Genomic DNA, 12,225 nt, shown 5'->3' on the forward strand with positions numbered 1-12,225 from the left:
CTAAGCTTAGCGCCTGCTCCCTAATCCCTTGGTTTCTGCCCGGAAGTGTCATGCGCGGTCGTCTGTTCAGTCTTTTGTCCTGTTTGCTCCTCACTGCCACCACGCTCGACGTCGCACAGGCCGCCTCGCTCCCCGAGCAACGGCAGATGTACGACCAGGCGAAGGCTGCCCTGGCGAAGGGCGACAGCGGCCCCTACCAGCGCTACGCCAGCGCGCTGAAGGATTACCCGCTGGAGCCCTATCTGGCCTACGACGAACTCACCGCGCGGTTGAAATGGGCCAGCAACGAGGAAATCGAGCGGTTCCTCGACCAGCACGGCGACCTGCCCCAGGCCAACTGGATGAAGCTGCGCTGGTTGCGCTGGCTGGCCGAGCGTGGCGACTGGAAGACCTTCGTCGCCCATTACGACAAGTCGATGAACTTCACCGAGCTGGACTGCCTGAACGGCCAGTACCAGCTCGCCCACGGCCTGACCGCCGAAGGCTATGCGACCGCCGAGAAGCTCTGGCTGGTGGGCAAATCCCAGCCGGCCGCCTGCGATGTGCTGTTCGACCAATGGGCCGCCGCCGGCCAGCTCACCGAGGCCAAACGCTGGCAGCGCACCAAGCTGGCGGCCGAGGCGCGCAACTACGGGCTCGCCAGCCATCTGGCGAAAACCCTACCGACCCTGCAGAACCAGGCGCAGTTGCTGATCGATGTGTCGCAGAAGCCGCAGATGCTCACACAGACCGGTCGCTTCGTCCCGGCCGACGAGGCCATGGGCGATGTCGTCGGCCTCGGCTTGCGCCGGCTGGCGCGCCAGGACCCGGAAAAGGCCCTCGCCCTGCTCGACGGCTACGCCCGGCAGATGGCCTTCTCCAAGGAAGAGAAGGTTTCCATCGCCCGCGAGATCGGCCTGACCCTGGCGAAGAGCTTCGACCCCCGCGCCCTCGGCGTGATGACCCAGTACGACCCTGACCTGCGCGACCCGACCGTCGCCGAGTGGCGCCTGCGCCTGCTGCTGCGCCTGGGCCGTTGGGACGAGGCCTACCAGCTGACCCGCCGGCTGCCCAAGGAACTCGCCGAGACCAACCGCTGGCGCTACTGGCAGGCGCGCAGCCTGCAACTGGCGCAGCCACAGAGCGCGCTGCTGCAGGCGTTGTACAAACCGGTGGCGGCCGAACGTGACTTCTACGGCTTCCTCGCCGCCGACCGTATCCAGGCGCCGTACAAGCTGAACAACAAGCCGCTGCTGCTGGATCCGAAGCTGGTGAAGAAAGTGCAGAACACTCCCGGCATCCGCCGTGCGCTGGAGTTCTACGCGCGCGGCCAGGTGGTGGATGCGCGGCGCGAGTGGTACCACGTCAGCCGCCACTTCAATCAGGCGGAAATGGTCGCCCAGGCGAAACTCGCCTACGACATGCAGTGGTATTTCCCGGCGATCCGCACCATCAGCCAGGCGCAGTACTGGGACGACCTGGACATCCGCTTCCCGATGGCCTATCGCGCCGACCTGGTGCAACAGGCCAGGGTCCGCGGCCTGCATTCGAGCTGGGTATTCGCCATCACCCGTCAGGAAAGCGCCTTCATGGCCGACGCCCGCTCGGGCGTCGGCGCCATGGGCCTGATGCAGCTGATGCCGGCCACCGCCAAGGAAACCGCGCGCAAGTTCGGCATTCCGCTGGCCAACCCTAACAACGTACTGACCCCGACCACCAACATCCAGCTCGGCGCCGCCTACCTGAGCCAGGTGCATGCGCAGTTCAACGGCAACCGGGTACTGGCATCGGCGGCCTACAATGCCGGCGCCGGCCGCGTGCGCCAATGGCTACGCGGTGCCAATCACCTGGCGTTCGATGTCTGGGTGGAAAGCATTCCGTTCGACGAGACCCGCCAGTACGTGCAGAACGTGCTGACCTACGCGGTGATCTACGGGCAGAAGCTCAACGCGCCGCAGCCCCTGGTGGACTGGCACGAACGCTTCTTCGACGACCAGTGATGCCGGTCTGAAGAGCGCGGCGGACCGGCTCCGCCGCGCGCAGTGGCCTTACTCCAGCAGTTCCAGCGGCATGCCGACTTCCAGCACGCCGCTGCCGTCGCAGATCAGGTTCTGCCCGAAGTACACCTCGCCATCGCGCTCGCGATAGGTTTTCAGCGTGGCCAACGGTTCCCGGTCGGCGCTGCGTTCGCCGCTGCGCGGATCGAGGGTGGTCATGATGCAACGGGAGCAGCCCTTGGCCACGCGGAAATCCAGGCCGCCGATACGGATGCGCTTCCAGCCATCCTCGGCGTAGGCCGCACTGCCGTCGACCACCAGGTTGGGTCGGAACCGCAGCATTTCCAGCGGCCGGCCAACACGCGTGGAAAGGTCTTCCAGCGATGCCTGCCCAATCAGCAGCAGGGGAAATCCGTCGGCGAACGCCACCCTGTCCTGCGTCGCGCCGGAGCCGGCGTTCACCTGGCGGGCACGCTCGACCGGCAGGTAGACCAGGCGGCAGGCACGCCCGAGCAACTGGCTGAGCCAGGCCGCGGCCTCGTCGCCGGCATCCGGCACGCGCAGGCTGTCGCTCCAGACGGTGACGCCGCGCAGCTCGGCATCGGCGGCCGGCACCGCCACCTGAATCTCGCCGAGGCCCGGCGCGCTCAAGGTCAACGCGTCGTCCGCGGCATAGCGCGCCAGCAACTGGGTCATCTGCGGCAACAGGCGCTGGGTGAGGAAGCGCCCGTTGCTCGCGTCCACCACCAGCCAGCGGCGGTCGCCGTGCAGCCCGAGGCTGTCAACGGGCGACACCGACAAGGCTTCGCCGATGGCAGATTTCAGCGGGAAACGATAGAGCGCGGAGAGGTGCATGGGCGGCATCCTGGGCGACGTGAAAAAGGCCGTCGAGGATAACCCGTGAAGCGCCGCCGCGGCAGCTGCATCGCGTCAGGCGCGGGCGGCTTCCGGCCCACGCGAAAAGGCGATGCGAACGCCCGTGGTCAGGCCGGGCCGTCCAGCAGCAGGCGTTCGCGGATCACGTCGACCAGCTTGTCGGGCTGGAACTTGGAGAGGAAGTTGTCGCAGCCGACCTTCTTCACCATGGCTTCGTTGAAGCTGCCGGACAGCGAGGTGTGCAGCACCACGTAGAGATCCTTCAGACGCGGATCGGTGCGGATTTCCGTGGTCAGGCGGTAGCCATCCATCTCCGGCATTTCCGCATCGGTAAAGACCATCAGCAGCTTGTCGGTCATCACATGGCCTTCATCGGCCCACTTCTTCAGCGCCTGCAGGCCCTTGAGGCCGTCGCTCGCGGTGTGCAGCTTGAGGCCGAGCTGCGACAGGGTTTCCTTGAGCTGCGAGAGCGCCACGTTGGAGTCGTCCACCAGCAGCACCTCGCGACCGCGGGCACGCTCGAAGATCGGATCGGCCAGGCGGTCGCCGGAGACCTTGGCGCTGTACGGGACGATCTCGGCGAGGACCTTTTCCACATCGATGATCTCGACCAACTGATCGTCGGCCTTGGTGATCGCCGTCAGGTAGTGCTGGCGCCCCGCTCCGCCGGGCGGCGGCAGGATCGACTCCCAGTTGAGGTTGAGGATGCGTTCGACGCCGCCGACCAGGAAGGCCTGCACCGAGCGGTTGTACTCGGTGACGATGATGGTGCTCTTCTCGTTCGGCACCAGCGGACGCATGCCAATCGCCTGGGACAGGTCGATCACCGGCAGGGTCTGCCCGCGCAGGTTGATCACCCCGCAGACGCAGCGGTGGCGCTGCGGCATCAGCGTCAGGCGTGGCAGTTGCAGCACTTCCTGCACCTTGAACACGTTGATCGCGAAGAGCTGCCGCCCCGCCAGGCGGAACATGAGAATTTCCAGGCGGTTCTCGCCCACCAACTGCGTGCGTTGATCCACTGAATCGAGGATGCCGGCCATGATGCGCTCCTGAAAGGGTTGCCTGGTAGTGCTAGCCCGTGGGCCTTGGTTCACCGGTTATCGGCCGGGCTGGCGGGTTCTGAACGTAGCGGTTTGCCATCATGCCTGCGGTGCCCTGTCGAAGCCACAGCGGATCACCCTTAGGCGACATAGGGGATTCCCTGATTTCGCTGGCTGCGATGGCTGTCTATCGTTTGAGCCTGACAACGCCAACCGGGAATCGCCCTCTTGCTCGCCTATCTCACCCTCTGGATCGGACTCGCCATCAGCCTCGCCGGCCTGCTGCTCTCACCGTGGATCAGCGTAGCCGGTAGCGTACTGGTGGCAATAGCCGCCTGGCCGATGCGCCCGCGCCAGCCGAAGGTACAGGAGCAGTTCGCCACACCGGTCGTCGAGCCCGAGCGCGTCAATGTGGAGCCCCTGCTGAATGCCGTGCTGCCCGCCTGGGAACAGAACCTCAGCCAGGTGCGCAGCCTGCTGCAGACCAACATCAACCAGTTGTTCGGACGCTTCTCCGGCCTCACCCAGCGCCTCGACCAGACCCTGTCCAGCTCCGACGAGGTGATCGGCGGTGGTGGTGTCACCAACAGCCTGCGCCAGGCACACGCCCGTCTCGACCAGGTGGTGGAAGCGTTTCACGGGGCCAACGGGCGCAAGCGCGAGCTGCTCGGCACCATCGGCCACCTGAACGCCTACGCCAGCGAATTGCAGGCGATGTCCAAGCGCGTCCAGGACATCGCCAGCCAGACCAACCTGCTGGCGCTCAACGCCGCCATCGAGGCCGCCCGCGCCGGCGAATACGGCCGCGGCTTCTCGGTGGTCGCCGACGAAGTGCGCAAGCTCTCCACCCTCTCCGCCGAAACCGGCCAGCGCATGGTCGAGAAAGTCGGCGAGATCAACCAGGCGATCCGCTCCACGGTGACCGCCGCCGACGAGCTCTCGAGCAGCGAAGAGGCGAACCTGCACTACCTCGACGAGGTGGCCGGCGAGGTCATGCAGGGCCTGAGCGCCAACCTGCATGAACTCACCCTCACCTCGGACCAGCTGCAGCAGGACGCGCGCATGGTCCAGGGCGACATCCGCGAAATCATCGTCGGCCTGCAGTTCCAGGACCGCTCGGACCAGATGCTCGATCACCTGCAGCTCGACCTGCAGCGCCTGCAGCAGGCGCTGCGCGACCAGGATGGCAGCCTCGCCCAGCCGCAGCGTTGGCTCGACGAGCTGCGTCAGCAGTTCACCACCGACGAAGAGCGCCACGGCGCAAAGAGCCGCGCGACGCAAAACGACGTCACCTTTTTCTGACCGCTTCCGCCAGGTAACCACCTAATGGCCAAGACCATCCTCATCGTCGACGACTCTCTCTCCATGCGCCAACTGGTGAAGATGACCCTGTCCGGGGCCGGGCACACCGTGATCGAGGCCGTGGATGGACGCGATGCGCTGACCAAGCTCGACGGGCGCAAGATCAACCTGATCATCAGCGACGTGAACATGCCCAACCTCGACGGTATCGGCCTGGTGAAGGCCGTCAAGGCGCTCGGCGACTACCGCTTCACCCCGATCGTGATGCTCACCACCGAGAGCGAGCAGAACAAGAAAGCCGAAGGCCAGGCCGCCGGAGCCAAGGCCTGGATCGTCAAACCCTTCCAGCCGCAGCAACTGCTCGCGGCCGTCGACAAGCTGGTCGGCTGAGATGTTCCAGCTCACGGCGGACCTCGACAGCCAACCTGCGTGCCTGCACATGAGCGGCGCGCTGACCATCTACGAAGTGCGCGACGCCCACGCCGCGCTGCTCGACGTGCTGCTCCGGCAACCGCCACGCGACTGGCAGCTGGACCTCGCCGGGCTGGAGGAAGTCGACAGCGCCGGCGTGCAACTGCTGATCGCGGTGCAACGCCATCAACAGCGCGCCAGCGTCGGCCTGAGCCTGTGCAACCCGGCCGAAAGCGTCATCGAGCTGTTCCAGCTGCTGCGCCTGCAGTCGCTCTACCCCGCCGCCGTGGCGAGCTGATCCGGAGACGACGATGCTCAACGAGAACCAGTGGAGCCAACTGCTGCAGGGATTCATCGAAGAGGGCCGCGACCTGATCAAGCAGGCCGAGGAATACCTGCTGCTGCTCGACGACACGCCCCACGACGAAGAGGCGATCAACGGCCTGTTCCGCGCCATGCACACGCTCAAGGGCTCGGCCGGGCTGTTCTCGCTGACGCCGATCACGCATTTCACCCATCACCTGGAAAGCCTGCTGATGGAGGTCCGCGACGGCCTGCGCACGCTCAGCCCGGCGGCGATTTCGGTGATGTTGCGTTGCCTCGACGAAATCGCCTCGATGGTCGAGCTGATCGACGTTTCCAACGGCACCCTCGACGTGGACGACGCGCACCAGGCGCAACTGCTGGCGGCACTCGCCGAGCACGGCGGCCAGGCGCCGGCGGTCGGCGCCAGCGCCGAACCGGCTGCCGAGTCGGGCGCCCCGCGCGAAGGCAACTGGCACATTTCCCTGCGTTTCCATGCCGACCTGCTGCGCAACGGTTTCGACCTCGCCTCCTTCGTTCGCTACCTCTCGCGGCTGGGCGAAATCCGCTTTCTCGAGGTCATCGACGATGCCCTGCCGGAACTCGCCGAGCTGGACCCGGAGAGCTGCCACCTCGGCCTGGAAATCGACCTGCAGACCCAGGCGAGCAAGGCCGAGATCGAGGAGGTCTTCGAGTTCATCCTGGACTTCTGCACCCTGCGCATCCTCCCGCCGGACAGCGCGCTGAGCGATTACCTCGCACTGATCCAGGCGCTTCCGGAAACCGACGAGCGTGTCGGCCAGATCCTCGTCGCCAGCGGCCTGCTCACCGAGCACGAGCTGGCCGAGAGCCTCTCCGCCCAGGCGCACGTCGCCGAGGGCGCGCCCAAGCAGGCACTCGGTGAACTGCTCGTGGAAAGCGGCCGCGTGGCGCCGCAGGTGGTGGATGCCGCGCTGGCCAAGCAGCACTCGTCGCGCGAGCGCAAGGCCAGCGAAAGCAGCCAGATTCGCGTCGCCGCCAACAAGCTCGACGAGCTGATCAACCTGGTCGGCGAACTGGTGATCAGCGCCGCCGGTGCTCAACTGCACGCCCAGGCCCAGGGCAATGCGATCTGCATCGAGAGCACCCAGGTGGTCAACCAGCACGTCGAGCAGATCCGCGAAGCGGCGCTGAAGCTGCGCATGATCGAGATCGGCGACACCTTCAACCGCTTCCACCGGGTGGTCCGCGACGTCAGCCAGAAGTTGGGCAAGGACATCCACCTGGACATCCACGGCGCCGACACCGAACTGGACAAGTCGGTGATCGACAAGCTCGCCGACCCGCTCACCCACTTGGTGCGCAACGCTATCGATCACGGCATCGAACCCGCCGAGGAACGCGCCGCCGCCGGCAAGCCGGCGCAGGGCAACCTGCGCCTGAACGCCTACCACGAGTCGGGGATGATCGTCATCGAGATCTCCGACGACGGCCACGGCCTGAACACCGAGCGCATCCGCGAGAAGGCCATCGCCCGCGGGCTGATCGAGGAACAGAGCAACCTCGACGAACACGCCATCCACATGCTGATCTTCGCCGCCGGCTTCTCCACCGCCGACGCCGTTTCCGACCTTTCCGGGCGTGGCGTCGGGATGGACGTGGTGCGCAGCGCCATCGATGCCCTGCGCGGCAGCGTCGAGATCGACTCCACGCGCGGCGTCGGCTGCACCTTCCGCATCCGCCTGCCGCTGACCCTGGCTATCATCGACGGCTTCCTGGTCAACCTCGGCGAAGAGTTCTTCGTGGTGCCGCTGGACATGGTCACCGAATGCCTGGAACTCGACGACGTCCAGTTGGCCGGCTGCAAATACGGTTACCTGAACCTGCGCGGCAAGCCGCTGCCGTGCATCGACCTGGGCGCGCATTTCGAGCTTCCGGCCAGCAACAGCAAGCGGCGCAACATCGTCGTCGTCAACTTCGGCCGGCAACAGGCTGGCCTGGTGGTCGACAACCTGCACGGTGAGCTGCAGACCGTGATCAAGCCTCTCGGGCTGCTGTTCCAGCACCTGCAAGGCATCAGCGGCTCGACGATCCTGGGCTCCGGGCAGATCGCCCTGATCCTCGACATCGCCAGCCTGTTTCGCCAGCTGCAGCAGAACGTCGACAGCAATCCGGGCGAACTCCGCTCGGCCAAGCCTCACCAAGACTCCCTCGGCTCCTAGGAGAACCACCATGAATTTCATCCGCAACATGAAGATCGGCGTACGCCTGATCGCCGGCTTTACCCTGGTGGTGATCCTGACCGCTCTGGTCGGCGCCCTGGGCATCGTCAACCTGGGCAAGGTCAACGACCTGTCGGACCGCATGTACGAGCGCGAGCTGTTCGCCCTCGAAGCCATGCAGAACGCCAACTTGCAACTGATCTATGCCGGTCGCCATATGCGCAGCAGCCTGCTGGCCACCTCTGTCGAAGAGCGCGAGGCGACCATGGCTCAGGTACAGGAAGCCTTCAAGGCGCTTCACGAGAACCTCGAGAAAGCCCGCAGCAGCTTCGAAAGCGACGAGAGCAAGGCCAAGCTGCAGAAGCTGGCTACTCAATTGGAGACCTACGAGAAGACCGCTCAGCAGATGCTGCTGATGAACAAGAACTCCGGGCGCCTGGCCGAAGCCACCGAGTTCAGCGCGCTGATGCCGCAACTGCGCAGCGAGGGTAATGCTGCCGACAATACTATTAGCGATCTGGTAGCGATGAAGAAGACCCGCGCCGGCGAAGCTAACGAGGCAATCAGCAGCATCTATCTGGATTCGCGTACGCAGATGATTGCCCTGGTGATCATCGCCTCGCTGATCGGCTTCGGCATCGGCATCCTCGTCACCCGCAGCATCACACGCCCGCTGAACCGCGCCGTCAGCGCCTCCAACTCGCTGGCCGAGGGCGATCTGAACATCGACATCCAGGTCGACAGCAAGGACGAGACCGGAGCCCTGCTCGCCTCCATGCAGAACATGGCGGAACGCCTGCGCGCGGTGATGAGCGACGTGCGCAGCGCCGCCGACTCGCTGTCCTCGGCTTCCGAGGAGGTCAGCGCCACCTCGCAGTCGTTGAGCCAGGCCGCCACCGAACAGGCCGCCAGCGTCGAGGAAACCGGCGCCTCGGTGGAGCAGATGTCCGCCTCCATCGCGCAGAACACGGAGAGCGCGAAGATCACCGACGGCATCGCCGGCAAGGCCGCGAACGATGCGGTCGAGGGCGGCCGCGCCGTGCGCGACATGGTCCTGGCAATGAAGCAGATCGCCGACAAGATCGGCATCATCGACGACATCGCCTACCAGACCAACCTGCTGGCGCTGAACGCCGCCATCGAGGCCGCGCGTGCCGGCGACCATGGCAAGGGCTTCGCCGTGGTGGCCGCCGAAGTGCGCAAGCTGGCCGAACGCAGCCAGGTCGCCGCGCAGGAAATCGGTGGCGTGGCGAGCAACAGCGTGAGCCTGGCCGAGCAGGCCGGCGTGCTGCTCGACCAGATCGTGCCGAACATTCAGAAGACTTCCGACCTGGTCCAGGAAATCACCGCGGCGTCGCAGGAGCAGAGCAGCGGCGCGGCGCAGATCAACATCGCCATGAGCCAGATGAACCAGATCACCCAGCAGAACGCCTCGGCCTCCGAGGAACTGGCGGCCACCTCCGAGGAAATGAACGCCCAGGCCAGCCAGTTGCTGGAGCTGATAGGCTACTTCCGCCTGGAAGAAAAGCCGACCGCGCCCGCCCGCCGCAACGAGCCGCCGAAGAACGTGCGCGAACTGCGTCGTCCGCAGCGTGTCGAGCACAAGGTCGCCCGCTTGCAGAATGATGACGGCCATTTCGTCAGCTTCAACTGACAGGAGCCCCGCATGAATCCGTCGATCCTCGCCCACGAGAGCCCGCAAGGCGCCGTGCAGCACCTCTCGTTCCGCGTGCGCCAGGCGCGCTACGCGCTGCCCATCGAGCTGGTCAGGGAGATCATCGAGTACGGCCAGATCACCACCGTACCGATGATGCCCGGCTTCATTCACGGCGTGATCAACCTGCGCGGCAATGTGGTGCCGGTGCTCGACCTGGCCGCGCGCTTCGGCTTCGAGCGCACCGAAGCGGGCAACCGCACCTGCATCGTGATCATCGAGCTGAACCTGGACGACGCCCAGCAGAACATCGGCCTGGTCGTCGATGCGGTGGACGCCGTGCTCGACATCGAACCCGGCGACGTCGAGCAGGCGCCGGCGTTCGGCGCCGGCATCCGCACCGACTTCATCGCCGGCATGGCGCGCGACGAGCGTGGCTTCACCATCGTCCTCGACGTGCGCCGGGTGCTGTCGCTGGACGACATCCTGCAACTTGCGCTGGCGCAGCAGGCCGGCTGATGCCTACCCGTAACCTGCCCAAGCTCAGCGACCAGGATTTCCGCCACCTCCAGCAGATGATGCTGGAGGCGTCGGGCATCCGCATGGCCGAGCAGAAGCGCACGCTGATGGCCGGGCGGCTGATGTGCCGCCTGCGCGCGCGCAGCCTGAGCAGTTACGGCGACTACCTGAAAGTCCTGGAAAACCCAGTGGAAAAAGACGAGCGGCGGATGGTCGTCGATCTGCTGACCACCAACGAAACCTACTTCTTCCGCGAGCCGCAGCACTTCGACGTGCTCGGCGAGTGGGTCGGCCGCCAGCGCCGCCCGCTGCACCTGTGGTCGGCCGCCAGTTCCTCGGGCGAGGAAGCCTTCAGCATGGCGATGTGCGTCGCCGAGAATGCCCGCACGCAGGACTGGTCGATCTTCGCCAGCGACCTCAGCCGCCGCGTGCTGGAACGGGCGCGCTCGGCCACCTATTCCATGGAACAGGCGCAGCAGTTTCCCGCCGGCTGGCTCAAGCGCCATTGCCTGCGCGGCATCGAAGAAAGCGACGGGCTGTTTCGCATCGGCCAGCCGCTGCGTCACCGGGTGACGTTCGCCGAGGTCAACCTGTCGCGCCCGCTGCCACAGGGCGTCGGGCCGTTCGACGTGATCTTCCTGCGCAATGTGCTCATCTACTTCACCGCCAACGAGAAGCTCGCCATGGTCGCGCGCCTTCTGGAGCGCCTGCGCCCCGGCGGCCTTTTGTTCATCGGCCACGCTGAAAGCCTGCACGGTTTCGACTTGCCCGTGCGCAATGTGAGGCCTTCGGTCTTCGAGCGCCTTTGACACCTTTCAAGGAATGCACCGATGATGGTCGCGAAGGTCGATACTGGTAAAAAAATAAAGGTCTTTCTGATCGACGACTCGGCGCTGGTTCGCCAGGTGCTCACCGCCTGCCTTGAAAGCCACCCCAACATCCAGGTGATCGGCCAGGCGTCCGACCCGCTGTTCGCCCTGGAAAAGATGCAGAAGGACTGGCCCGACGTGCTGGTGCTCGACGTCGAGATGCCGCGCATGGACGGCATCACCTTCCTGCGCAAGATCATGGCCGAGCGGCCGACGCCGTCGATCATCTGCTCGACGCTCACCGAGGATGGCGCCGCGATCACGCTCGACGCCCTCGCCGCGGGCGCGGTGGGCGTATTCACCAAGGCCAAGCTGGGCCTGAAGGTGAGCCTGCAGCAGATTTCCGGCGAGCTGATCAGGCAGATCGAACTGGCGGCGCGCAGCCATCCCCACGCCATGCCACGCAAGCCAGCGCCCCGGGAGTCCGCGCCGGAAACTTCGCCCGACGCCGGGCATCCGGCCGCCAAGGCATTGCTCACCACCACCGACCGCGTGGTCGCGCTGGGCACCTCGACCGGGGGAACCCAGGCGCTGGAAGTGCTGCTGCGGCAATTGCCGGTGGATTGCCCGGGCATCGTCATCGTCCAGCACATGCCGGAGAAATTCACCGCCGCCTTCGCCCAGCGCCTCGATAGCGTCTGCAAGATCGAGGTGCGCGAGGCCAAGCACATGGACCGCGTGCGCCCCGGCCTGGCGCTGGTGGCGCCAGGCGGGCTGCACATGCAGATCAAGCGCAGTGGCGCGCAGTACTTCGTCGAGGTCTTCGACGGCCCGCCGGTCAACCGACACAAGCCTTCGGTGGACGTGCTGTTCCGCTCGGTTGCCCGCCACGCCGGGCAGAACGCCATCGGCGTGATCATGACCGGCATGGGTGACGATGGCGCCCGCGGGCTGCTGGCCATGCGCGAGGCCGGCTCGCGCACCGTGGCCCAGGACGAAGCCAGTTGCGTGGTCTTCGGCATGCCCAAGGAAGCGCTGCGCCTGGGCGCGGCGCAGAGCAGCGAATCGCTGGCCAACCTGCCACGGGTGATCGTCCAGTACGGCCGCAGCGCCAGCGCGACCGCCGAAGCCTGA

General features: G+C 65.9%; 11 protein-coding genes. 9 read left to right on the forward strand and 2 right to left on the reverse strand.

Going from position 1 to position 12,225, the window contains the following annotated elements; translation table 11 throughout:
- The first annotated feature begins 50 nt into the window (after positions 1-50).
- Positions 51-1,979: a transglycosylase SLT domain-containing protein gene (locus tag B2X67_RS08935; protein WP_286785268.1), complete on the forward strand. Its 1,929-nt coding sequence runs from the start codon at positions 51-53 to the stop codon at positions 1,977-1,979.
- A 48-nt stretch (positions 1,980-2,027) separates the two neighbouring features.
- On the opposite strand, the gene B2X67_RS08940 is transcribed toward B2X67_RS08935, so the two are convergent.
- Together B2X67_RS08940 and B2X67_RS08945 are read right to left on the reverse strand one after the other, a co-directional pair.
- Complete coding sequence (locus B2X67_RS08940; RefSeq protein WP_286785269.1) at positions 2,028-2,831, reverse strand: MOSC domain-containing protein; 804 nt, start codon at positions 2,829-2,831, stop codon at positions 2,028-2,030.
- A 128-nt stretch (positions 2,832-2,959) separates the two neighbouring features.
- A complete protein-coding gene (locus B2X67_RS08945) occupies positions 2,960-3,892 on the reverse strand; it encodes a chemotaxis protein CheV (protein WP_273233004.1) in 933 nt (310 codons plus the stop codon).
- A 342-nt stretch (positions 3,893-4,234) separates the two neighbouring features.
- Here B2X67_RS08945 and B2X67_RS08950 point away from each other — a divergent pair, with 342 nt between their 5' ends.
- The 8 genes from B2X67_RS08950 to B2X67_RS08985 are packed head-to-tail and all read left to right on the forward strand — an operon-like array spanning position 4,235 to position 12,225.
- Positions 4,235-5,194: a methyl-accepting chemotaxis protein gene (locus B2X67_RS08950; protein ID WP_376747744.1), complete on the forward strand. Its 960-nt coding sequence runs from the start codon at positions 4,235-4,237 to the stop codon at positions 5,192-5,194.
- 24 nt (positions 5,195-5,218) lie between these two features.
- The gene (locus B2X67_RS08955) at positions 5,219-5,584 is read left to right on the forward strand and encodes a response regulator (RefSeq protein ID WP_090231302.1); all 366 of its coding nucleotides are present in this window, start codon (positions 5,219-5,221) and stop codon (positions 5,582-5,584) included.
- A 1-nt stretch (position 5,585) separates the two neighbouring features.
- A complete protein-coding gene (locus B2X67_RS08960) occupies positions 5,586-5,903 on the forward strand; it encodes an STAS domain-containing protein (RefSeq protein ID WP_286785271.1) in 318 nt (105 codons plus the stop codon).
- 13 nt (positions 5,904-5,916) lie between these two features.
- On the forward strand, positions 5,917-8,109 hold the full coding sequence (locus B2X67_RS08965) for a chemotaxis protein CheA (protein WP_282342212.1): 2,193 nt from the start codon (positions 5,917-5,919) through the stop codon (positions 8,107-8,109).
- 10 nt (positions 8,110-8,119) lie between these two features.
- Positions 8,120-9,763: a methyl-accepting chemotaxis protein gene (locus B2X67_RS08970; RefSeq protein ID WP_282342210.1), complete on the forward strand. Its 1,644-nt coding sequence runs from the start codon at positions 8,120-8,122 to the stop codon at positions 9,761-9,763.
- A gap of 12 nt (positions 9,764-9,775) precedes the next feature.
- Positions 9,776-10,282, forward strand: coding sequence for a chemotaxis protein CheW (locus B2X67_RS08975; protein ID WP_090231306.1), 507 nt, complete (start codon positions 9,776-9,778; stop codon positions 10,280-10,282).
- The gene (locus B2X67_RS08980; protein WP_273232994.1) at positions 10,282-11,091 is read left to right on the forward strand and encodes a CheR family methyltransferase; all 810 of its coding nucleotides are present in this window, start codon (positions 10,282-10,284) and stop codon (positions 11,089-11,091) included. The genes B2X67_RS08975 and B2X67_RS08980 overlap by 1 nt, the downstream gene beginning before the upstream one ends.
- A 21-nt stretch (positions 11,092-11,112) precedes the next feature.
- The gene (locus tag B2X67_RS08985) at positions 11,113-12,225 is read left to right on the forward strand and encodes a protein-glutamate methylesterase/protein-glutamine glutaminase (protein WP_286785272.1); all 1,113 of its coding nucleotides are present in this window, start codon (positions 11,113-11,115) and stop codon (positions 12,223-12,225) included.

It is taken from the genome of Pseudomonas sp. UBA3153, from assembly GCF_002364635.1.
GTDB classification, from domain to species: Bacteria; Pseudomonadota; Gammaproteobacteria; order Pseudomonadales; family Pseudomonadaceae; genus Pseudomonas_O; species Pseudomonas_O kuykendallii.